Below are 21,057 nucleotides of genomic sequence, written 5' to 3'. Positions count from 1 at the left end.
GATCACGCGGCCGGCCCTCAGTAGCCGACGCGGAAGGTGGCGTCCTGCTGGTCCGTCGCCGTGGAGACCGGGTCGATGCGCAGGACGTAGTTCGAGTGCCGGATGTAGCGGGTCGGGTTGTTGTACGACCGGAACGACGACCAGGCCGAGTCCGCGAGCCCGGCGGTCCGGTAGAACGTGGCGTCCCCGGCGAACGTCGACGTGCCGTCGTTCACGTCGAGCCGGAGCGCGTAGTCGTAGTGCCGCAGATAGCGGGTCGGGTAGTTCACCGACTGGAAGGACACTCCGGCCGAGTCGGCCAGACCCGGCACCAGCGTCCACTGCGAGTCGGTGTACGGGTCGAAGGCGTACTCGTCGATCCGCCCGACGAAGTTCGCGTGGCGGACGTAACGGGCCGGATAGTTGTACGACTTGAGGCGGTTCCAGGCCGGAGTGCCCCACTTGGCCAGGAGGTTGGTGTACTCGGCGGCGGTGATCGGCTGGATGCCGCAGTGCTTGGAGTTGAGCGGCTGCGTGTAGAGCTTCTGGTCGACGGCGGTCCAGGTGCCGGCGGCGAGGCTGCTGGTCTGCCAGGCGTAGAAGACGCCGTTGGGGTCCCAGGTGTCGCCCCAGAGGTACCAGGTGCTGCTCGACGTCAGGGACTTGACCAACTCCGGTGCCTCGGTGCCGTTGTGCGAGACCGCCGTGCTGAACTCGGTGAAGCTGCCCGGGTCCAGCGACGTGGACTTCGCGCCGACCAGCGTCGAGTTCTTCTTGAAGTAGAGGTAGTTGACCCCGTTCACGCCGACGGCCAGGTCGCCGTCGATGACGTCGTAGCCGGGATCGAAGAACACCTGAGGATCACCGGCGGTCACGAAGTCGCTGGTGTAGTTGACCATGATGACGTTGTGGCCGCTGTCGTCGACGGCCGAGTAGATCACCCCGTACTGCCCGCGCCCCGCGTCCCAGAACGACTCCGGCGCCCAGGCGTGCGTGTTCATGTCGTGCAGCTTCATCCGCCGGTAGCCGGTGAAGCTGCGCAGGTCGGTGGAGTCCCAGACGTGGATGTACTGGCTGACGTACGACCAGTCGGTGCCGTTGAGGTCGGTGGCGATGACGACGAACGTGCCGTCCTGCTTGCGCACGATGAAGGGGTCGCGCAGGCCGAGCGAGCCTGCCGTGGGGGTGGCGACGGGGGCGTTCTGGTTGAGCGGGGTCCACTCCAGCCCGTCGGGGCTGACGGCCAGGTGCAGACCGTAGTTGGCGCCCAGGAAGGTCGGCGACTCGGTGAAGTAGCACATGACGTAGGCCGAGTCGGCGGCTGCCCGGGCGCTGCCCGCGCCGAGCGTGAGCGTGCCGGTGGCCGCGAGGGGGACGGTCGCGGCCATGCCGAGGAACAGGCGGCGGGACGGGTGGGGGAGCGGAGGGACGGCCATGGGTTCTCCAGGGGTACGTGCGGCCCGATAGTCCTGCGTGTCCAAATAATCGTCCGGTATACCGAACGTGGTTCGGTAAGCCGATCAGAAGGTAAGGAGGGGGCGCGTGCACGTCAATCTCACGGCCGCGCTTGGCCGGTTCTTTCCGTTCACGCAGGCGCCCCCTGAGCACCTCCTGTGTGGATCAGCGCCCCCGGTGCCTCACCCGCCCACGCCCACCCCGAGCTCCGCCCGCGCCCGCGCCGCCGCCCCGACCGCCACCGCGTCGCCCCCCAGCAGCGCCGGCAGCACCCGCACCGGATGCCCGCTCACCGGCGGCTCCAGGGCCAGCGTCTCGCGGACACCCGCCTCGACCAGGTCCCACGCCCCGGCCACACCCCCGCCGATCACGCACGTCGTGACATCGAGCAGCCCCGCCGTGATGAGCAGCGCACGGGCCACACCGCGGCCGAGCGCCGCGTACACGGCCCGCGCGTCCGGATCGCCCGCCCTGGCCGCCTCGGCGACCTCACGGGCGGTCCGCTCGCGCCCCGTCCGCTCCCCGTACCGCGCCGCGACCGACCGCCCCGACGCCAGCGTCTCCAGATGCCCCCGGCCGCCGCACGTGCAGGGCAGTTCGCCGAAACCGGGCACGTGCCCGATCTCGCCCGCCGCCCCGCGCGGCCCGTCGTACAGGGCGTCTTCCAGCCACAGCGCGCCGCCCACGCCCGTGCCGAGCGTCATCCCGAGGACGTCGGCCTCACCGGCGACCGCGCCCCGCGCCACCTCGCCGCGCAGGAACGCGTTCACGTCGTTGTCGAGGAACGCCGGTACGCCCAGGGCCTGTTGGACCGCGGCCGTCACCTCGAACCCGGCCCAGCCGCGGAAGGAGTCGCTCGCCACCAGGATCCGCCCGGCCCGCGCGTCCACCACCCCGGCGGCACCGACCCCCACCCCGGCCAGCCGGGCGGCGGGCTCGCGGTCCAGCAGCGGCCGTAGCGCGGAGAGGGCCGCGGCGAGCATCGCGGCGCCGCCCTCGCCCGCCGGGGTCGGCACCTCCGCCCGGTCCAGGACGTCGAGCCGGGGCGTGCACAGCACGACCTGGGTGGTCGTGCCGCCGATGTCGACGCCGGCGACCACCTGGCGAGGGTCGCTCACGCGCCCGCCCCCGTCCCGAGCGCCAACCGGCTTTTCCTGCGCTCCCGTTGGAGCACCGGATCGGGCACGGGCACGGCGGCGATCAGCCGGCGCGTGTACGCGGTCTCCGGATGCAGCAGCGTGCTCATCGTCGGCCCCTGCTCCTCGACCCGTCCGCCCCGCAGCACGACGACCCGTCCCGCGAACCGCTGCACCACCGCGAGGTCGTGCGACACGAAGAGACACGCGAACCCGAGTTCGGCCTGCAGTTCGGCGATCACCTCCAGCACGGTCCGCTGCACGCTCACGTCCAGCGCGCTCGTCGGCTCGTCCGCGACCAGCAGCCGCGGCGCGAGGACCAGCGCCCGCGCGAGACTCACCCGCTGCCGCTGCCCACCGGACAGCTCACGCGGCCCGCGCCGCGCCAACTCCTTCGACAGCCGCACCCGTTCGAGCACCTCGGCGACCCGCTCGCGCCGCTCGGCGGCACCCATCCCGCGCCGGTGCACCCGCAGCGGCTCGGCCACGCACTCCGCGACACTCATCCGCGCGTCCAGCGAGGCCACCGGATCCTGCAGCACCACACCGACCCCGGCGAGCAGCGCCCGCCGGGCCCGCCCCCGCGCCCCGCGCAGATCGGTCCCGAAGAGCGAGACGCTCCCCGACTCCGGTGCGACGAGGCCGAGAGCGACCCGGGCCGCGGTCGACTTCCCCGACCCGGACTCCCCGACGAGCCCCACCGTCTCACCGGCCCGCACGGTCAAGGACACCTCCTCCAGCGCCCGCACGGCACGCGGCCCACGCCCGAACCGCACGCTGACGTCCCGGAGTTCGACCACGGGAGCCGTCTCGGCAGCCCCGGTCTCCGGTACGGCGGCATCCGCCGGAGCGCTCACCGCCAGCCGGGGCACGGCGGCCAGCAGCCGGCGCGTGTACGCATGGGTGGGCCGCAGCAGCACGTCCTCCACCGCCCCCGTCTCCACCACCTCGCCCTCCAGCATCACGGCGACCCGGTCGGCGAAGTCGGCGACGACCCCCATGTTGTGCGTGACGAGCAGCACCCCGGTCCTGGAGTCGGCGGCCAACGCCCGCAGCAGATCGAGGATCTCGGCCTGCACGGTGACGTCGAGCGCGGTGGTCGGCTCGTCGGCGACCAGCAGCCCGGGCGAGTTGGCGATGGCCATCGCGATGACGACCCGCTGCCGCTGCCCACCGGACAACTGGAACGGAAAGGCGGACGCCCGCCGTTCGGGCTCGGGTATCCCGACCCTGCGCAGCAGGGCGACCGCCTCGGCGGCGGCCTCCTGCCGGGAGACGTCCCGGTGGTTCCGTACGACTTCCGCTATCTGTCTGCCGATCCGGGTCAGCGGATCGAGCGCGGTGGCCGGCTCCTGGAACACCATCGAGGCCGTACGTCCCCGCAGCCGGGCGAGTTCGGCCTCGCGGGCCTCCACGACATCCGTGCCCCCGACCGAAACGCCCCCGGACGCACGGGCGTTGCCGGGCAGCAGGCCGAGCGCGGCCAGGGCCACGGTCGACTTCCCGGAACCGGACTCGCCGACGAGGGCGAGTGTCTCCCCGGGCTCCACCCGCAGCGACACCCCGCGCACGGCGGGCACGTCACCGCTCTCGGTGGAGAAGGTGACGCTCAGGTTCTCCATCTCCAGGATGCTGTTCATCCCCGTCCCTTCACGTCGAAGGCGTCCCGAAGCCCGTCACCGATCGCGTTGAACGCGCACACGACGAGAATGATCGCGAGGCCGGGTGGAACGATCAGCCACCAGCGCCCCGAGTAGGCGGCCGTCAGCCCGGCCGAGAGCATCCCGCCCCAGTCGGTCGCCGGTGGCTGGACTCCCAGCCCCAGATAGGACACGTAGGCGACGAGCAGAATCGCGTCGGCGACCTGGAAGGTGGCCGCGACGACGATCGTCGACACCGAGTTGGGCAGGATGTGCCGGGTGATGGCCCGGCTGTGCGAGCCGCCGATGGCCCGCAGCGTCAGCACGTAGTCCCGGCTCTTCAGGGTCAGCGTCTCCGCCCGCACCAGCCGTGAGGGCACCAGCCAGGACACCAGCCCCAGGATCAGGATCAGCCCCCCGGTGTCCGGCGTGGTGATGGCGGACACGACCAGCAGGATGAAGAGGGCCGGAATGGCGATCCCCGCGTCGACCACCCGCATCATCACCGCGTCGACCCACCCCCCGGCGTACCCGGCGACGGCCCCCCACAGGGTCCCGATCACCGTGGCGAGCACCCCGGCCGCGAGCCCGACGAGCAACGACACCTTCCCGCCGTACATGAGCCGCCCCAGCTCGTCGTGCCCCACGGCGTCGGTACCGAGCGGGTGGGCCCCGCCGGGCCGGAGGTTGACCTGCGTGAGATCGGTGTGGATCTGATCGGTGGAGTGGAGGAGCGGCCCCACGAAACAGAACAGGAAGAAGAGGGCGACGACGACGAGCCCGCCGACGGCAAGCCTGTTGCGGGCGAAGCGAGCCATCAGGAGCGCGGCGCTCTGCCGGTCCGCGGCTCCGCCGCGCGGCGCGACCAGCCCTCGCCGGCCGGCACTTCGCACACTCATGTCCGACCAGCCTTCACTCGGGGATCCACGATCCGCTGAACGACGTCGGCAAGAAGCGTCCCCACCACCGTGGCCACGGAGATGACCAGCACGCAGCCGAGGAGCACCGGGTAGTCGGAGGACTGGGCCGCACTCCAGAACAACAGCCCCATCCCCGGGTAGTTGAAGAGCTGCTCGACCACCAGCGCTCCGCCGAACAGCACCGGCACGTAGTACCCCAGCATCGCGATCACCGGCGTCAGCGAGTTGCGGAACACGTGCTTGAAGAGCACCGACCGCTGCCGCGAACCCCCCGCCCGAGCCGTACGGACGTAGTCCTCGGAAAGGTTCTCCAGCGTCGAGGCCCGCATGTACCGGCTGAACACGGCGACCATGGAGGCCGCCCCCGTCACCACCGGCAGCACCAACGCCACCGGATCGGCGAAGACTTGGGCCACCGTGTCCCCCTGCGGCGCCTGCGAGGGGAACCAGCGCAGCAGCTGCGTGAAGACGAGCACCAGCACAAGTCCCAGGAAGTACACGGGAGTCGAGTACGCCACGAAGCTCAGCGTGGTGATGACGTAGTCCGCGGGCTTGTTCCGCCGGACCGCCTGCCACATGCCCAGGGGGATGGCGAGCACCAGCCCGACCACCGCCGAGAGCACGGTCAGCACCAGGGTCTTCGGCAGCCGTTGTGCGATGAGCTGCGACACGGCCTCGTTCAGCGTGTACGACGTGCCGAGGTCACCGTGCAGCAACTGCCGCAGGTAGTACAGGTACTGCACGGGCAGCGGCCGGTCGAGCCCCTGGTCGTGGTTGAACAGCGTGATCTGCTGGGGCGTGGCCTGCGGGCCGAGGATCCCGCGCGCGGGACCCCCGGGCAGCGCGTGCAGCAGACCGAACACCACGACCGTCACGATGAGGACGACGACCAGTGCCTGGGCGATCCGCCGGGTCAGATACAGGAGGGTGTCCATGCCTCAGCCGGTCCACTTCCACTGGGCCGGGTGGAAGTTGGCGAGCGGGTCCTGCGAGAAGCCGCCGAGGCCGTTCTTGACCACGGAGATCTGGTAGTCGGGCTCCGGCAGCCAGATCACCGGCAGGTCCTTGGCGAGGGCCGCGCTGTAGTCCTGGATCGCCTGGTTCGAACTCGACGTCGTGGACGCGGAGATGAGCTTGTCGACGTCCGCGTTGTAGTAGTTGCCGAAGTTCGCCCCGCCCTTGGACTGGAACAGGGAGTCGCCGGTCGGGAAGGCCGGGAAGTACCAGCTGCCCGCCGTACCGAAGAAGGACAGTTGCCACTTGCAGATCGACTGCGAGGCCGTGCACTGCGGGGTCTGCGACAGCACGGAGTTGACCGGCGCGGTCTTGATGGAGAACTTGATGCCGGTCTTCGCCAGCGAGGACTGGATCGCGCTCATCATGTTGTCGGTCACCGTCGAGCCGGACTGCGACAGCACCTGCATCTGGAACCTGGTGCCCCGGGCGACCCCCGCACCGCACTGCGTGGCGCCGGTGCCGGGAGCGGTACAGGTCATCACTCCGCCCTGTTCGGTCCAACCGTGGCCGCTGAGCAGGGACTTGGCGGCCGAGGTGGAGAACGGGTACGGGTCGGACTTCTGCGTGGCCGACAGGAACGACGAGGTCTGCGCCTGCGGGACCGGCCCGTATCCGGGCACCGCCGTGCCGTTGAAGATGACCTTCGACAGACCGGCCTGGTCGATCGAGCGCTGCACGGCCTGCCGGGCGTAGAGCTGCTTGAACACGGCGCCCATGGAAGGGTTGTTGAAGTTGTACGGCATGTAGGTGATCGCCCAGCCCGACCACGGCTTCACCGTGTAGCCCTGGGCGGTGAAGCTCGCCTTCTGGTCGAGGTCGGTCGCCTCGATGTAGCCGTAGTCGACGGACCCGGACCGCAGCGCGTTCTTCTCCGCGTCCGCCGTCGTGAAGGGGAGGAGGTTCACGGTGGGGATGCCGGGCTTCTCGCCGCCGTCGTACTTCGCGTTGGCGGTCAGCACGACCTTGCCGGCCGTGGAGAAGGACTTCACGCCGTAGGGACCGCTGATCGTCTTCCACAGGGCGTTCGTGGCATAGCCGTTGATGTTCTTCGCCGCGCTGTTGAGGTACGTCCAGTCCTTCTTGGCGTCCCCGGCCTTGTCCCAGACGTGCTGGGGGAGCGGGGTGATGGAGCTCAGCTCGTTGGCCAGCATCCACTGCGGGTTGTAGGCCTTGTCGAACGTGATCGTGAAGTGTGTGGTGTCGACGGTCCTGAAGGACGTCCAGTTGTCCGGCGCCTTGCCCGGGTTGTAGCCCGCCCACTGCGCCTTGTTCGCCTTGATGAGGTCGAACCAGAACTTGACGTCGGCGGAGGTGATCGGCTTCCCGTCGCTCCAGTGCCGGTCGCCGAGGGTGATCGTGACGCTCTTGTCGTCGGCCGCGAAGTCGGCGGCGGTCGCCACCGAGCCCTTCTTGTTCCAGCCCATGGTCCCGGTCGAGCCGTCGTAGGCGATGAGCGGCTCCCACAGCGAGTTCGCGATGGAGATGTTGTTGGTGTTGAGGTGGGCCGCGGTGCCGACCGGCAGGATCCAGTTCGGGGTGAAGTTCGCGGGCAGCGCGTAGTCGATCGAGTCGTGGGACCCGGACGACGACGTGCCGCTCGACCCGGAACAGCCCGCGAGCAGCAGCGTGGCCGTGGTCAGGGAGGCACCGGCGAGGAGTCTCGAGCGAACAGGGGACATGGTTCTCCTCGGAAAAAGAGGGACGGAGGCGGGGGTGAGGACAGTCAACGACCCCTACCGTCGAAGAAACAGGCGTGCGTCTGTAAAAAGCCTGTTACTGCCGTTCTGAAAAAAGCCGACAGGGCACGTGGGTGACTTACGCTCGTCGCCTCGTTCGCCGATCCGGAAGTAACTTCCTTCATGGTTGAAAAAAGTGCGCACCGTCGGAAGAGCACCTCGGGCGTCTCCTCACTGGCCGAGCACGTCCTCGAACTTCTCGCCTCGGGCCAGGCCGCGACCCGCACCGAACTCACCGAACTCCTCGGCGCCGCGCCCTCGACGATCTCCCTCGCCGTCGGCCAGCTGGTCTCCCTCGGCCTGGTCGCCGAGCACGGCACCCGCTCCTCCACCGGCGGCCGGCCGCGCAAGGTGCTCCGGCTGGGAGGCAGCGACGGCTTCGCGGTCGCGGCGGAACTCGGCGGCAAACACGCGCACGTCGGGGTCGTACTCCCCGGTGGCGGCCTGACCGACGTGTCGACCGTGCCGTTCCCCACGGCCGAGGGACCGGAGGCCGCCCTGCCGGGTCTGGCCGACACCCTCCAGGGCCTCGCCGAGCGCCGCGGGCCGGAACTGCTGCGCGGGGTCGGACTCTCGCTGCCGGGCCCGGTCGACGTCACGAACGGCGTCGTCACCCTCCCGTCGCGCATGCCCGGCTGGAACCGCTTCCCCGTCCGGGCCTGGCTGGAGGACCGTTTCGCCGTCCCGGCGGCCATCGAGAACGACGCCAACTGCATGGCCGTGGGCGAACACACCGTGCAGCCCGCCGAGCGACGCCAGTCGATCATGGTCAAGACGGGCACGGCGATCGGCGCGGGCGTCATCGCGGACGGCCGCCTCTACCGCGGCGGGACCGGCGCGGCGGGCGAGATCACCCACGTCCGCGTCGAGGCCGCCCACGACATCCCCTGCTCCTGCGGCAACACCGGCTGTCTGGAGACGGTCGCCTCCGGCGCCGCCCTGGTCCGCATCCTGCGCGACCGCGGCCTCGACGTGACCTCCACCGAGGACGTCGTACGCCTTGCCACCGACTCCCACCCCGAGGCGACCCGGGCGGTCCGCCAGGCCGGCCGCTACCTCGGCCAGGTCCTCGCGGCCAACGTCAACTTCTTCAACCCCGACGCCGTCTACCTGGGCGGCATCCTCTCCACCCTGGAACCCTTCGTCGCCGCCGTCCGAAGCCAGCTCTACGAGGGCTGCCACCCCCTGGTCACCGAGCACCTGGTGATCGAGCGCGCCAGCCTCGGCGCGGACGCGGGGCTCGTGGGCGCGGGTCAGTTCGCCCTGCAGAGAGCCCTGGCACAAGCGCTCCAGACGGTCACGGACCAGTCGGGGACGCGGTGATGCCCCTTCAGGGGCGCGGGAACTGCGCGACCAGCCACAACGAATCCGCGGACGACACACGACTGGGAGAACCCGTGCCAACACCCCGCCCCACCATCGCCATCGCCGGCCTGGGCATCGAATCCTCGACGTTCTCCCCGGCCCGCACAGAAGCCCCCGCCTTCCACCCCCAGCGCGGCCCGGAAGTCCTCACCCGCTACCCCTTCCTCGCCCCCGGCACCCCCCTCGGGGAATCCGCGACCTGGCAGGGCGCCCTCGTCGGCAAGGCCCTCCCCGGCGGCACGGTGACGGCGGCCGCGTTCACCGAACTCTCCGACGAACTCATCGCCCGCCTGGCCGAGTTGGGGCCGGTGGACGGCCTCTGGTACGACATCCACGGCGCGATGACCGTCGAGGGACTGGACGACGCCGAATCCCTCCTCCTCGCCCGCGTCCGGGACACCGTCGGCCCGGACACCCTGATCTCCACCTCCATGGACCTGCACGGCAACGTCTCCCGCGAACTGGTCCACCGGAGCGACCTGATCACCTGCTACCGCATGGCCCCGCACGAGGACGCCATGGACACCAAGGAACGCGCCGCCCGCAACCTCGTGGACCTCCTGTCCAGCGGCGGCTCCCGCCCGGCCAAGGCCTGGATCCCGGTCCCCGTCCTGCTCGCGGGCGAACAGACCTCCACCCGCATCGAACCGGCGAAGAGCGTCTACGCGGCCGTGGCGGACGTGGCGGCGGCCGAAGGCGTCACCGACGCGGCGATCTGGGTCGGCTACGCCTGGGCGGACGAGCCCCGCAACCGGGCGGCGGTCGTCGTCACCGGCCCGTCGGAACCGCAAGTCGCCGCGGGCGCCGAGCAGTTGGCCCGGGGCTTCTGGGAAGCGCGGCGCGACTTCGCGTTCGTCGCCCCCACCGGCACCCTGGCCGACTGCCTGGACGAAGCCCTCGCCTCCACCGCCCGCCCGTACTTCATCAGCGACACCGGCGACAACCCCACCGCGGGCGGCGCGGGCGACGTCACCTGGGGCCTCCAACACGTCCTGGAACGACCGGAGTTCAAGGACGAACACGGTCCTACGGTCATCTACGCGTCGCTCCCCGGACCGGCCGCCGTGGACACGGCAGCGGCGGCGGGAGTCGGCGCCACCGTCACCGTCACGGCGGGCGCCGAGGTCGACGACCGGCACGCGGGCCAGCTCACCCTCACCGGCGTCGTGCACTCCGTGCGGCACGGCGACCGGGACGCGGAGACCGAGGTCGTCCTCAGGGTCGGCAGCGTGCACGTGATCCTGACCCGGCTGCGGAAGCCGTACCACCACGAACACGACTTCACCGACCTGGAGCTGGACCCGCGCTCCGCCGATCTGGTGCTCGTCAAGATCGGCTATCTCGAACCCGAGCTCTTCGCCATGGCCGCCGACTGGAAGATGGCCCTCACCCCGGGCGGAGTGGACCAGGACCTCGAACGGCTCGGGCATCACCGCATCCGGCGGCCCATGTTCCCCTTCGACCGGGACCTGCCCGACCCGGACCTCACGGCCCGGATCATCGCCCCCTCGAACGAGCCGCTCACCGGGGCTGAGGAGTGAGCCCGCCGCCCCCGCCGTTCTCGACGGCCGCCTCGATCAACTGGTCGAGCAGCGCGATCAGTACGTTCCGGCACGAGTCGCGCTCCCGCGCGTCGCAGAGCAGCACCCGGACGTCCTCCGGGAGGGCCAGCGCCTCGCGCACCGCCTCCGCGGGATACGGGTGCTCGCCGTAGAAGCCGTTCACGCCCACCACGAACGGGATGCCCCGGCGTTCGAAGAAGTCGACGGCCGCGAAGCTCGACTTCGGGCGGCGCACGTCGATCAGGACGACCGCGCCGAGAGCGCCGAGGGCCAGGTCGTTCCACATGAACCAGAAGCGCTGCTGGCCCGGGGTGCCGAAGAGATAGAGCACCAGGTCCTGGCCGATGGTGATGCGGCCGAAGTCCAGGGCCACGGTGGTGGCCCGCTTCTCCTCGATGCCGTCGAGGTCGTCGACGGCGAGGCCCGCCACGGTCAGTGGCTCCTCGGTGCGCAGCGGCGCGATCTCGCTCACCGAACCGACCATGGTGGTCTTGCCGACGCCGAAGCCCCCCGCGATCAGGATCTTGACCGTCTCGGGCGGCGCGGGTGCCGGAGCGATGGTGTCAGAGCCGGTCAAGGCCCTCCCTCACTTTCTGCAGCAGGTCCAGGTCCGGGCTGGTACGGGAGACCGGGTGCGGCGGCCGGGCCGTGATCAGGCCCGCCTCCAGCAGATCGCAGAGCATGATCACTACCACGCTCACCGGAAGATCGACAAGAGCGGCGACCTCCGCCACCGCCAGCGGCTCGGCGCACAGCCGCAGGATGCGGGACTGCTCCGGCTGCGGCCTGGGCGCGCGCAAGGGCGCCGGCTCGACCGCGGTCACCGTCGTGATGAGGGTGAAATCGGCGCGGCTGGGCCGGGTTCTCCCACCGGTCAGCGTGAACGGCCGTACGAGCCGCCCCGCCGCGTCGCCACCGCTCACCTCACTCGCCGGAGCCGGCCGCGGGGCCGACACCGGCCCGCGGCGCGGCGCTGAGATGCTCGCCGATCTTCTTCACCAGCATGTTCATCTGGTACGCCACGACCCCGACGTCCGCGCCGGGACCGGTCAGCACGACCAGGTGGGCGCCGGGACCCGCCGAGGTGAGGATCAGATAGCTGTTGGCCATCTCGATCAGCGCCTGGCGCACCGGCCCGCCCCGGAAGTCCATGCTGACGCCCTTGCTGAGGCTCATCAGCCCGGACGCGGTGGCCGCGAGCCGCTCGGCGTCGTCGCGCAGGAACCCGGTGGACTTGCTGACGACCAGGCCGTCCTCGGACAGCACGACGGCCTGGTTGACCTCGGCCACCCGGTCCACGAGTCCGGTGAGCAACTGGTCGAGCTGGGTGTGCGTGGCGGGGACGGGACGTGTCATGGCGGAGTCCTTCATGAGCGGTCGGCGGGCGGATTCGAGGAGGCTGCGGCTTCCTCACGGTCGTACTGCGATGGCGCGTCGTCGTCGATGGCGTCTCGCGCCTGGAACGTGCCGCGCTGGAACCCGGCCAGCGAGGAGGCCGCGCGTTCCGCGGTGAAGTCGTCCAACTGCCCGTCCTCCTCGGCCGGTCCGGCCTCCTCCCGCAACTCACTGGCCAGACTGGTCTGCGGCACCCGCCGCGGCAACGGGGCGAGCCCGCCCAGGTCGACGGGCGCGGCCGGCTCGGGCGACCGCGCCGGCGGAATGACGGGCCGCACGGCGCGCACGGCGTCCGGCTCGTCAACCGCCTTGTCCTTGGGCGTGGTTGGGGTCCTGGCCGCCTTCTCCGCCCCGACCGCCCCGGCCGTCCCGTCCTCGGCGTCGGCCGAGGCCTCCGGCGCGGACTCCTCGACCGGTTCGGGTACGACGATCTCGTGCGGGATGAGCACGATCGCGGTCGTGCCGCCGTACGGCGAGGAGCGCAGGGTCACCGCGATGCCGTGCCGGGTGGCGAGCCGGGCGATCACGAACATGCCGAGGCGGAGGTCGTCGGCGAGGGCGACGACGTCGAACTGCGGGGCCACGGTCAACTGGGCGTTGAGGGAGGCGTAGTCCTCGTCGGACATGCCGAGGCCGCGGTCCTCGACCTCGATGACGAGGCCCTTGGCGACCATCGCGGCCCGCACCCCGACCGGGCTCGGCGCGGGGGAGTACACCGTGGCGTTGTCGATCAGCTCGGCCAGCAGATGGATGACGTCGGCGACCGCGGGCGGCGCGAGGCACACCTCCTCGTCGGTGTGCACCTCCACCCGCTGGTACTCGGCGACCTCACCGACGGCGCTGCGCAGGATGTCGATCAGGGCGACCGGCTCGGTCCAGCTGCGCCGGGGCTGCTCGCCGCTGATGACGACGAGGTTCTCCTCGTAGCGGCGCAACTGGCTCGCCGTGGAGTCCAGTTCGTACAGGCCGCGCAGGACCTCGGGGTCGTCGTGGCGGCGCTCCAGCTGGTCGAGCTTGGTGAGCTGGAGGTTGACCAGGTTCTGGCTCTGCCGGGCGATGCCGAGGATGACCTTCTGGAAACCCCGTCGGGTGTCGGCGAGTTCGACCGCGGTGTGCACGGCGGTGCGCTGCGCCGCGTTGAACGCCTGCGCCACCTGGCCGAGTTCGTCGTCGCCGTAGTCCAGGGGCGGGGTCGCCGACTCCACGTCGATCTTCTCGCCCCGGTTCAACCGGGCCACCACATCGGGCAGCCGGTCCTCGGCGAGGCTCAGCGTGGCCGCCTTCAGACCGCTCAGCCGGCGGGACAGCGAGCGGGTGATCCGCCAGGACATGCCCACGCACAGCAGCAGGGCGGCGAGTCCGCCCGCGCTCAGCGAGGCGGCGGTGACGAGCAGGTTGTGCGCCTTGTCGGAGCTGCGGTCGAGGAGTCCGGACGTCTGCTGCCTGATCAACGTCGTGTACTGGTCGGCGACTTCGGCCAGTGCCGCGTTCCACTCCTTCTGCTCGGCGGGCAGCGCGATCTGGCCCGCCGTGTCGTTGTCCGCGGTGCCGGACGCGAGCACCGCGTCCTCCACGGACTCCAGGGTGCTCCACTCCGGGCTCTGCAGGACGTGCTCGATCCTCGTCTTGGCGGTGCCCTGGAAGGCGGTGACGATCTGGTCCTGGACCAGCCAGCGCCGCGCGTGCACGACCTCGGCGAACTGCTCCCACGACTTGTCGTCGAAGTGCCCGGCGCGCCAGGCCAGCGTCAGCTGGGCGTCCTCCTGGGAGACCAGTTCGGCGCCGTGCTCCAGCGCGACGAGCGGTTCGGCCTGCGAGGTGAGGTCGCCGTCGTCGACCTGGGACAGCTCCTGGAACGCCTGGATCTGGTCGTCGATGATCGCGGTGTACTGGTCCAGCACCTGCTGGGCGGTGATGTCGGTGGGCTTGTCGACCTGGTCGCGGTAGTACTCCAGGCTGTCCACGGACGCGACGACCGAGTACATCCGGTCCTTGATGCGGGACGGCGCCTTCTTGATCGACCCCGACTGGCCCACGAGCTTGGCCACCGCCTTGTCCGTCGCCGCGCGCTGGGTCTCCAACGCGGCCTGGGAGCCGTGCGGGTCGGCCATCCACGCGGCCGAGAGACTGCGTTCCTTCTGGAGGGCGAGCGCGGCCTCGGTGCCCATGGCGCCGGTCGAGCGGCTCAACTCCGTCTGGGAGCGCAGCCGTAGACCCTCGGTGAACATCTGGGTCGTCGTCACGCCCCACATCGCGGCCAGCGTGACGCTGGGGACCAGGGCCAGCAGGATCAGGGAAAGTCGTATGGAACCGACGCGGCGCCGGGCACCTGTCCGTGGAGACATCGTGGTCGTCCTCGCTACATCCTCGTACGAAGTGTCCGGTCAGCGCGTTCCGTTGGCCGCGAACTTCGCGACCGCGCCGACGTTCGTCTTCGTCACGAACGCCGGGCCGGTGAGCACGGGAGCCGCCCCGCCGCCACTGATGTTGCCGTTGGTCTTGTAGAGCCACAGCGAGTCCACGGCCAAGTAGCCCTGGAGGTAGGGCTGCTGGTCGACGGCGAACTGCACGTCCCCGCTCTGCACGGCCTTGACCAGGTTCTGGTTGAGGTCGAAGGTCGCTACCTTGGCCCTACTGCCCGCCGCCTTCACGGACTTGACCGCGGCGAGGGCGAAATCGGCTCCCATCATGACCACTTCGTCGATGCTGGGGTCCTGCTTCAGCCGGTCCGTGACCCCCGCGGACACGGCGTCCATGTCGGTGCCGTCCACGTAGAGCATGTCGGTCGCGCCGGTGAACGTCTTCTTCACGCCCGCGCAGCGCGCCTCCAGGGCCACATTGCCCCGCTCGTGGATCACACACAGCGCGTGCTTGGCCTTGAGAGCGTCCAGTTTCTCACCGACGGCCCGGCCCGCGACACTCTCGTCCTGGCCGAAGAACTCCAGGACGCCCTCCGACTGCCATGAGGCGATCCCGGAGTTGAGGCCGACCACCGGGATGTCGGCGGCCCTGGCCTCCTTGATCGGCCCCTTCATCGCGTCCGGTTTGGCGAGTGTCAGCGCGATGCCGTCGACCCCGTCCTTGACCGAGTCACGCACCAGCTCGGCCTGCCCGGTGGCGTCCGGGTCGCTGGCATAGGTCAGATCGACGCCGTCCTTGGCCGCGGCGGCCTCGGCGCCCTTCTTCACCAGGAGCCAGAAGGCGTCGCCCTTGCCCGCGTGGGTGACCAGCGCGAGTTTGAGGCGGCCGGTGTGCGCGGCACCGGCCGCGTCCTTGCCGGATCCCCCGGTCCCGGAGCAGCCGGAGACCAGCACGCACGCGGCCACGGCGAAGGGCAGCGCCGTGACGCGTATGAGACGGGAGGAGGGATGAGGTGAGGAAGGAGTGGTCATGGGGGGTGCGGCACCTCGCTGTGCGGCCGAGCTCGTGGACGGGGAGAGTGCGCCCGGAGCCGTATGAGGTGCGCCGACCGGGTTACTCCCGTTGAGCCGGAGCCAATCGTGTGTGACCGCTGGTAGTCAAGTGAGCAGCGACATGGAGTGAGTTGTTGCTGCCGCATCGTGATCATCGCGACGCCGCACAGGAGTTGCCGAGGATGTGAAGGTTACATAAGAGCAGACGGTGAAGTGTCCCGGACGTCGGTATCGACGGCCGGTCAGAGGTCGAACTCGTGCGGCGGGAGGTCGAGGGCGAAGCACGCCTCGCGGACCACGGCCTGCTCGGTCTTGTCGAAGTCGCCGTCGGCGCCGCCGATCACGATGCCGATCTGGATCACCGCACGCGCCTCGGCGGGCTTCTTCTTCGCCTTGCCGACCTCCTGCAACACGCTCACCTTGCCGAACGCGAAGTCGGCCGTCAGCTTGTTCAGGTTCTCGTCGAAGCGGCGCTGGAGGTCCGTCGCGTCGAAGTTCTTCAGCACTTCGTTGCTCGCGATGAGCTGGGCGACGCGCTGCCGCTCGGACGGGTCGACCGATCCGTCGGCGGCGGCGACGAGCGCGCACATCGCCATGCTCGCGTCGCGGAAGGCCCCGCTCTTCAGGTCGTTCTTCTTGGCGACGAGCTGGGTCTGCATCGTCGACGCGGACTCCTTGAAGCGGTCCCACAGGGCCATGCGAACTCCAGGTGTAGTAGGTGGGCGGCACGCACCGGTCGTCCGTCCGCACCGCCCTGTCTGCAAGCACCGTGGAAACTCCCCGCACCGGGGAGAAGTTCCGGCCGCCTAGACTGGTGCGGTCCGTGCGAAGGACCGGCCAGGGCGGGAGGCGACGACGGTGACGGCAGCCGGCAGCGGTTCCGACGACCCGTCCGCCGAGGTGCTCGCGGACGCCGCCGCGGCCTTCGGCCTGCTGGCCTCGCCCGCGCGGCTGCACATCGTGTGGGCGCTGGCCCAGGGCGAGAGCGATGTCACCGGGCTCGCGGCGCGGGTCGGCGGCGCGCTGCCCGCGGTCAGCCAGCACCTCACCAAGCTGCGGCTCGCCGGACTGGTCCGGGCCCGCCGCGAGGGACGCCACCAGGTGTACTTCGTCGACGACCCCGACGTGGTCGACGTCGTGCGGCTCGCGGTCACCCGCCTCGGCGCCCGCGCCGACCGGACCGACCTGCCCGTGCCCCGCCTCCGCGGACTCTGACACCGCTCCCACGGGCACGGCCCCTCCATGCCCGATGACGGCCGGGTCCTGGGGGTCTGTCCGCCACCTCCGGGTTGTACAGTTGCGCAACATAGCAACTGTTTTCGGTGAAGAGAAGAGAGGCGAGGTCATGCTCCGCAACGGACTCGAACCATGGCACCTGCTGATCGTGGTGACCCTGGCCATCCTGCTGTTCGGCTCGAAGAAGCTCCCGGAGGCGGCCCGCGGACTGGGCAAGTCCATGCGCATCCTCAAGAGCGAGGCGAAGGCCATGAAGGAGGAGAGCGGCACGGGGGAGCCGGGCACGGTGCACACCACCGTGACGGAGTCCCCGGTGGCCACCGCCGCGGAACCACCGGCGACCGCCCACTGACCCCGCCGAGCGCGACGCGGGGCGGAACGCGTCGAGCCCCGGCGATCGCCGGGGCCGAAGGGTTCGTCAGGCCTGCTGCTGGAGTGATGTCGTCGTGCTCTTCGCCTCGCGCTTGCGGCGCCTGCGCTCCGAGCGCGGCTCCTGGTCCGGCAGCCAGCCGAACGTCATGCAGCTGCCGACGATGCCCAGCAGCAGCCCCACGAAGAAGCCGCCGAGGTTCGAGGTGAGCCAGCTGCCGAGGCTGCACAGGATCCCGACGAGCGAGTAGAAGAGGCGCTGGCCCGGGCTGAAGAGGATCAGCAGTCCGCAGAGCACCATCACCACGGGCAGCAGATAGCCGGTCATGCCCTGCATCCCGATGTGCATCGCGACCTTGAGCGACACCTTCTCCGTGACCAGGATCTCCGCCCCGCCCAGGGCGAGCAGCAGCCCGCCCCAGAACGGGCGGCGGGCCCGCCACCCTCGGAAGGCGGGCCGCATCCCCTGCCGTGACAGGTCGTCCGACATCAGCAACCCGAGTCGCTGAAGCTGAGCTTGAGGCCCGGCAGCTTGAACACGCCTGCCGTGGTCGCGTAGTTGGTCTGCCGCAGGTTGTCGATGTGCACGGTGTCGGCCTGCTGGCTGAAGACGCCCTTCTTGCCCTGCACCCCCGCCTTGGTGAGCGTGCTGGCGTCGTTGCCGATCTCGATGTTGTTGAAGGACGCGTTGCCCGACATCTCCGTCGAGTCCGTCGTCAGGTCGGTCGCCGTCACCTTCGTCGCTCCGCTGCCCGCCTTGATCAGCAGGTTGATGCCGCCCAGGTCGACGCTCTGGCAGAGGCTGTCCAGCGTGGCGTTCTTGATGGCGGAGGTGACGATCAGCTCCTGGCCGCCGGTGTCGCCCGCGTTCGGGCTGTCCGGGATCATGTTGTCCAGGTCGCCGAACTGCTCGAAGCCGGTCCCGTCCATCGACTTGGCGGTGACCGTGAACGGCATGCCGGAGATGGAGAACTGCACCCCCAGCGCGCCCTGGGCGGTAAGCACCGCGAGGGTCGCGGCGGCCAGGGTGGCCGGCACCGCCATGATCGCGGCACGGCGCAGTCGGACCTGACCGCGTCGCTCGGTCCCCCCGGTGCTCTCCGGTGCGGAACCGCTTTCCGGCTGCTCAGGGGTGTTTCCGTTGGACGGGGTGGCGTCCGAGGGTGAAGCCATGTCTGCTCCCAATGTGCTGCTCTGGTTCAACGCGGGTCGGATTCGAGATGGCGCGTCGTCCTGGCGCGGACAGCGGGTGCGGCGCAGCCCTCCTCACAACTCCCGGCGGGTGCAAGGGCTTTCAGGTTACGCAGCAGTAGCCGTCCAGGAAGTTACCGGGGGTTACATTGAAGGGTCAAGGGAGTTGTGAAAAAAGAGTGTTGATGATGCCCCACCTGTGAGGCAAGCCTTTCCCGCCCCTCGACGCGCCCTCGACTTGTACATCAACTTGCCCTGAATCTCTTGACGTTGACGGACACTCAGGTCTACAACTCTCCCTTGTTCGCGGGATCCGTGGCGCCGGATCCCGCCGCGCGGCAGGAGCCGCGTTCCCGGACTTCCCTTTCCGCAGGGGCAGTTGACGCCCCCTCAGAGTCCGAACCCCGCGGCTCGGCACGGCCGCTTCCCCCTGGTCCGTGCCGTCCGCCCCACCGCCCCGGCCCGGCCGGAGACCCCCAACCCCCGCGGGCCTCCGGCCGGTCACCGGCCGACCGCCGCTGTTGGTCCGTCGCGTACGGAGAAGGCGTGACGGGCCGGCGGCGGCGACGCGCACAAGCCGGGCGGCGGCGAACTCGCGCCCCCGACCCTCAGTTCCCCCACCCCCCGGAGAACCCCCAGGGTTCGACCGTCCACTTCGGAAGAAGAGGTACACCCGCATGCGTACTCGCTCCGTCCTCACCCTCGTCGGCTCCGTCGCCGCGCTCACCCTCCCCTTCAGCGTCCCGGCCTCGGCGGACGGCACCGCCGTGCTCACCACCGGCAGCCTCGGCGGTCCGGCCGTCGCGGTCGGCGACGTCCTCACCGCGCCGCTGGCCTCCGGCACCTCCGCCACCCTGTACTCGAGCGCGACCGGCACCAGCGGCATCAAGTGCACCTCGTCGCAGTTCACCGCGACCGTCACCGACAACCCGACCGCGCCGGGCACCGCCACCGAGTCCGTCTCCGGGCAGACCTTCACCAGCAGCAGCTGCACCAGCAACGTCCTCGGCGTCACCGGTGTCACCAGCATCACCGTCGACAACCTGCCCTACAGCACGGCGGCGGTCTCGGACGGCACCCTGACGGTCACCCCGGCCAGCGGCTCCACCATCCAGACCACCGTCAAGCTGTCCACCCTGCTGGGCAGCATCACCTGTGTGTACCAGGCGCCCAGCCTGAGCGGCACGTCCAGCAACACCGACACCAGCATCAACTTCGTCAGCCAGGCCTTCACCAAGACCTCCGGCTCGTCCCTCTGCTTCAGCGCCGGCTACTTCACCGCGAAGTACGCCCCGGTGACGGACGGCGGCGCGGCGGTCTACACCAACTGAGAGAAACGGGCCGAGGAGTTCCGGCCACGTAGCACGTCACGTAGCAAGTAGAGCCTGTGCGCGCCGAGTTCAGCGTCGGCGCAGTCGCAGGGCCAGGGCGGCGCCCCCGGTGAGCACCAGCACCGCGGCGGCGCCGCCCGCCATCATGGGCGCCGAAGGACCGCCGGACGCGTCGGTGTCGGACGCCACCGGACTGGTGCCCGGCGCGGTGCTCTCCTCGGCGGGAGACGCCTTCTGCGCGGTGGCGGAAGCCGGGGCCTTCGCCGAACTGCTCGCCGCAGTAGGCGACTTGACCGCCGACGACGACGGGCTCGCCGACGTGCCCTTCGAGGCGGCCTTCCCCGCGGAGGAGGCGGACGAGGGCGTGGCGGCGGTGGCACCGCCCGGGAACACCACGTCCGAGCACGAGTAGTAGGTGTCCTCCGTGCTGCTGTTCTGCCAGATGGTGTAGATGAGCTGGCGCCCGGTGCGGCCCGTCGGCAGCGTCGCGCCGATACGGTACGCGCCGCCCGTCAGCGGCGGGTCCTTGACCTCGGCGAACGGTGTCGTCGGCAGATCGGACCAGGTCAGCGGCTTCGCGGGGTCGTAACCCGCCTTCGTCAGGTACAGCTTGAACGTGCCCGTGTGCGCGATCGTCGACGCGTACGTCATCGTCAGCTTCGCCCCCGGGGTCAGACGGGTGGCCGGCCAGTCGGTGCGGGCGAGATCGAGCCCCTTGTAGGCGGCGAGTCCACCGCTGCACAGCTTCCCGTCGGGGATCAGCCGGCGGTCCTGGCCGTTGATGTCGGGGACACGGAGGTTGTCCCAGTAGGTGAACGGCGCCCCGTTCGCGGCGACCGCCGCCTTGCACGCGGCCGAGCCTGCCTGGCTGCCGCCCTGCGGCGAGCAGGCGTAGACACGGCTCACCGGATAGGTCGGCGCGCCGTGCGCCTGCGCCGGACCGGCCGCCCAGACGGTGAGCAGCAGCGGGGCCAGGGCGGCGCCCGCCATGGCGGTGCGGTGTGCGGTCATCCGGGACATCCGGAACGTCTCCTCGGCCGGGGGCGGCAACGGTCTGTTCGTGCAATACGGGAACGAGGCCCGGCGTGTTCAGTCCGCCCCCTCGCCGTGAACCAGGACGTTCCCGGTCGACCGCCCGACAGTCGGGGGTGGGTTCCGGCCCGATCGAGGGTTTCCCCCGTATCCCCATGGCCCTCCCTTTGCCTATCGTTTGACCACGGCTGACCCATGGGCGACCCCTGTCACCGCCGCCCGCGCCCGGCGCTCTCGGCTCGACCCCCCACCGCTTCGACGGCGAAGCGCATCGACAGCC

Annotated in this window: 20 protein-coding genes; 5 read left to right on the top strand and 15 right to left on the bottom strand. The window is 70.5% G+C overall.

Going from position 1 to position 21,057, the window contains the following annotated elements:
- Positions 1–17 precede the first annotated feature (17 nt).
- The 6 genes from ACIPTO_RS04190 to ACIPTO_RS04165 form a co-directional block, all read right to left on the bottom strand.
- Positions 18–1,415 carry a glycoside hydrolase family 43 protein gene (locus ACIPTO_RS04190; protein WP_401189343.1) on the bottom strand — a complete coding sequence of 466 codons (1,398 nt, stop codon included), beginning with the start codon at positions 1,413–1,415 and terminating at the stop codon, positions 18–20.
- A 201-nt stretch (positions 1,416–1,616) separates the two neighbouring features.
- The gene (locus ACIPTO_RS04185) at positions 1,617–2,552 is read right to left on the bottom strand and encodes an ROK family protein (protein ID WP_366312167.1); all 936 of its coding nucleotides are present in this window, start codon (positions 2,550–2,552) and stop codon (positions 1,617–1,619) included.
- Positions 2,549–4,210: a dipeptide ABC transporter ATP-binding protein gene (locus ACIPTO_RS04180; RefSeq protein ID WP_401189340.1), complete on the bottom strand. Its 1,662-nt coding sequence runs from the start codon at positions 4,208–4,210 to the stop codon at positions 2,549–2,551. The genes ACIPTO_RS04185 and ACIPTO_RS04180 overlap by 4 nt, the downstream gene beginning before the upstream one ends.
- Positions 4,207–5,028: an ABC transporter permease gene (locus ACIPTO_RS04175; protein WP_401189700.1), complete on the bottom strand. Its 822-nt coding sequence runs from the start codon at positions 5,026–5,028 to the stop codon at positions 4,207–4,209. The genes ACIPTO_RS04180 and ACIPTO_RS04175 overlap by 4 nt, the downstream gene beginning before the upstream one ends.
- 77 nt (positions 5,029–5,105) lie before the next feature.
- Positions 5,106–6,065, bottom strand: a complete 960-nt coding sequence (locus ACIPTO_RS04170) for an ABC transporter permease (protein WP_366312160.1) — start codon at positions 6,063–6,065, stop codon at positions 5,106–5,108.
- Positions 6,066–6,068: 3 nt separating this feature from the next.
- Complete coding sequence (locus ACIPTO_RS04165; protein ID WP_401189338.1) at positions 6,069–7,826, bottom strand: peptide ABC transporter substrate-binding protein; 1,758 nt, start codon at positions 7,824–7,826, stop codon at positions 6,069–6,071.
- A gap of 180 nt (positions 7,827–8,006) precedes the next feature.
- Between ACIPTO_RS04165 and ACIPTO_RS04160 the strand changes: the two genes are divergently transcribed.
- Both ACIPTO_RS04160 and ACIPTO_RS04155 read left to right on the top strand, forming a co-directional pair.
- Positions 8,007–9,206 carry an ROK family protein gene (locus ACIPTO_RS04160; protein WP_401189336.1) on the top strand — a complete coding sequence of 400 codons (1,200 nt, stop codon included), beginning with the start codon at positions 8,007–8,009 and terminating at the stop codon, positions 9,204–9,206.
- A 74-nt stretch (positions 9,207–9,280) separates the two neighbouring features.
- Positions 9,281–10,789, top strand: coding sequence for a M81 family metallopeptidase (locus tag ACIPTO_RS04155; RefSeq protein WP_401189334.1), 1,509 nt, complete (start codon positions 9,281–9,283; stop codon positions 10,787–10,789).
- On the opposite strand, the gene ACIPTO_RS04150 is transcribed toward ACIPTO_RS04155, so the two are convergent.
- The 6 genes from ACIPTO_RS04150 to ACIPTO_RS04125 all read right to left on the bottom strand — a co-directional run bounded on the left by ACIPTO_RS04150 (position 10,770) and on the right by ACIPTO_RS04125 (position 16,316).
- Entirely contained in the window at positions 10,770–11,387 is a 618-nt protein-coding gene (locus tag ACIPTO_RS04150) for an ATP/GTP-binding protein (RefSeq protein WP_366312152.1), read from the bottom strand. The genes ACIPTO_RS04155 and ACIPTO_RS04150 overlap by 20 nt on opposite strands.
- Positions 11,374–11,733, bottom strand: coding sequence for a DUF742 domain-containing protein (locus ACIPTO_RS04145; RefSeq protein ID WP_366312150.1), 360 nt, complete (start codon positions 11,731–11,733; stop codon positions 11,374–11,376). The genes ACIPTO_RS04150 and ACIPTO_RS04145 overlap by 14 nt, the downstream gene beginning before the upstream one ends.
- Position 11,734: 1 nt before the next feature.
- Entirely contained in the window at positions 11,735–12,166 is a 432-nt protein-coding gene (locus ACIPTO_RS04140; protein WP_266773724.1) for a roadblock/LC7 domain-containing protein, read from the bottom strand.
- 11 nt (positions 12,167–12,177) lie between these two features.
- Positions 12,178–14,550 (bottom strand): nitrate- and nitrite sensing domain-containing protein, encoded by a 2,373-nt coding sequence (locus tag ACIPTO_RS04135; RefSeq protein ID WP_401189331.1) that lies wholly within the window; start codon positions 14,548–14,550, stop codon positions 12,178–12,180.
- 39 nt (positions 14,551–14,589) lie between these two features.
- A complete protein-coding gene (locus ACIPTO_RS04130) occupies positions 14,590–15,597 on the bottom strand; it encodes a substrate-binding domain-containing protein (protein WP_366312145.1) in 1,008 nt (335 codons plus the stop codon).
- A gap of 263 nt (positions 15,598–15,860) precedes the next feature.
- A complete protein-coding gene (locus ACIPTO_RS04125) occupies positions 15,861–16,316 on the bottom strand; it encodes a TerB family tellurite resistance protein (RefSeq protein ID WP_366312143.1) in 456 nt (151 codons plus the stop codon).
- A 160-nt stretch (positions 16,317–16,476) separates the two neighbouring features.
- Between ACIPTO_RS04125 and ACIPTO_RS04120 the strand changes: the two genes are divergently transcribed.
- The gene (locus tag ACIPTO_RS04120) at positions 16,477–16,833 is read left to right on the top strand and encodes an ArsR/SmtB family transcription factor (protein ID WP_401189328.1); all 357 of its coding nucleotides are present in this window, start codon (positions 16,477–16,479) and stop codon (positions 16,831–16,833) included.
- Between the two features lie 130 nt (positions 16,834–16,963).
- Entirely contained in the window at positions 16,964–17,206 is a 243-nt protein-coding gene (gene tatA, locus ACIPTO_RS04115) for a Sec-independent protein translocase subunit TatA (protein ID WP_366312139.1), read from the top strand.
- A 66-nt stretch (positions 17,207–17,272) separates the two neighbouring features.
- Here the strand turns inward: tatA and ACIPTO_RS04110 are convergent, their stop codons facing one another.
- Both ACIPTO_RS04110 and ACIPTO_RS04105 read right to left on the bottom strand, forming a co-directional pair.
- On the bottom strand, positions 17,273–17,713 hold the full coding sequence (locus tag ACIPTO_RS04110) for a DUF6114 domain-containing protein (RefSeq protein ID WP_401189326.1): 441 nt from the start codon (positions 17,711–17,713) through the stop codon (positions 17,273–17,275).
- Positions 17,713–18,396, bottom strand: a complete 684-nt coding sequence (locus ACIPTO_RS04105; protein WP_366312135.1) for a DUF6230 family protein — start codon at positions 18,394–18,396, stop codon at positions 17,713–17,715. Before ACIPTO_RS04105 ends, ACIPTO_RS04110 begins: the two co-directional genes overlap by 1 nt.
- A gap of 695 nt (positions 18,397–19,091) precedes the next feature.
- Between ACIPTO_RS04105 and ACIPTO_RS04100 the strand changes: the two genes are divergently transcribed.
- A complete protein-coding gene (locus tag ACIPTO_RS04100; RefSeq protein ID WP_401189324.1) occupies positions 19,092–19,745 on the top strand; it encodes a Tat pathway signal sequence domain protein in 654 nt (217 codons plus the stop codon).
- A 69-nt stretch (positions 19,746–19,814) separates the two neighbouring features.
- Here the strand turns inward: ACIPTO_RS04100 and ACIPTO_RS04095 are convergent, their stop codons facing one another.
- Positions 19,815–20,765 carry a lytic polysaccharide monooxygenase gene (locus ACIPTO_RS04095; RefSeq protein ID WP_401189322.1) on the bottom strand — a complete coding sequence of 317 codons (951 nt, stop codon included), beginning with the start codon at positions 20,763–20,765 and terminating at the stop codon, positions 19,815–19,817.
- Positions 20,766–21,057: the final 292 nt, after the last annotated feature.

Source organism: Streptomyces sp. NPDC090083 (assembly GCF_044747445.1).
In the GTDB taxonomy this organism is placed as follows: domain Bacteria; phylum Actinomycetota; class Actinomycetes; order Streptomycetales; family Streptomycetaceae; genus Streptomyces.
This window is presented reverse-complemented; position numbering and strand designations above follow the sequence as displayed.

What these genes read in the sequence shown, in the direction of transcription:
- ACIPTO_RS04190 (WP_401189343.1), bottom strand. Translation starts at nt 1,415, where the DNA reads ATGGCCGTCCCTCCGCTCCCCCACCCGTCCCGCCGCCTGTTCCTCGGC.
- ACIPTO_RS04180 (WP_401189340.1), bottom strand. Translation starts at nt 4,210, where the DNA reads ATGAACAGCATCCTGGAGATGGAGAACCTGAGCGTCACCTTCTCCACC.
- ACIPTO_RS04175 (WP_401189700.1), bottom strand. Translation starts at nt 5,028, where the DNA reads ATGGCTCGCTTCGCCCGCAACAGGCTTGCCGTCGGCGGGCTCGTCGTC.
- ACIPTO_RS04170 (WP_366312160.1), bottom strand. Translation starts at nt 6,065, where the DNA reads ATGGACACCCTCCTGTATCTGACCCGGCGGATCGCCCAGGCACTGGTC.
- ACIPTO_RS04165 (WP_401189338.1), bottom strand. Translation starts at nt 7,826, where the DNA reads ATGTCCCCTGTTCGCTCGAGACTCCTCGCCGGTGCCTCCCTGACCACG.
- ACIPTO_RS04160 (WP_401189336.1), top strand. Translation starts at nt 8,007, where the DNA reads ATGGTTGAAAAAAGTGCGCACCGTCGGAAGAGCACCTCGGGCGTCTCC.
- ACIPTO_RS04140 (WP_266773724.1), bottom strand. Translation starts at nt 12,166, where the DNA reads ATGACACGTCCCGTCCCCGCCACGCACACCCAGCTCGACCAGTTGCTC.
- ACIPTO_RS04135 (WP_401189331.1), bottom strand. Translation starts at nt 14,550, where the DNA reads ATGTCTCCACGGACAGGTGCCCGGCGCCGCGTCGGTTCCATACGACTT.
- ACIPTO_RS04130 (WP_366312145.1), bottom strand. Translation starts at nt 15,597, where the DNA reads ATGACCACTCCTTCCTCACCTCATCCCTCCTCCCGTCTCATACGCGTC.
- ACIPTO_RS04125 (WP_366312143.1), bottom strand. Translation starts at nt 16,316, where the DNA reads ATGGCCCTGTGGGACCGCTTCAAGGAGTCCGCGTCGACGATGCAGACC.
- tatA (WP_366312139.1), top strand. Translation starts at nt 16,964, where the DNA reads ATGCTCCGCAACGGACTCGAACCATGGCACCTGCTGATCGTGGTGACC.
- ACIPTO_RS04110 (WP_401189326.1), bottom strand. Translation starts at nt 17,713, where the DNA reads ATGTCGGACGACCTGTCACGGCAGGGGATGCGGCCCGCCTTCCGAGGG.
- ACIPTO_RS04105 (WP_366312135.1), bottom strand. Translation starts at nt 18,396, where the DNA reads ATGGCTTCACCCTCGGACGCCACCCCGTCCAACGGAAACACCCCTGAG.
- ACIPTO_RS04100 (WP_401189324.1), top strand. Translation starts at nt 19,092, where the DNA reads ATGCGTACTCGCTCCGTCCTCACCCTCGTCGGCTCCGTCGCCGCGCTC.
- ACIPTO_RS04095 (WP_401189322.1), bottom strand. Translation starts at nt 20,765, where the DNA reads ATGTCCCGGATGACCGCACACCGCACCGCCATGGCGGGCGCCGCCCTG.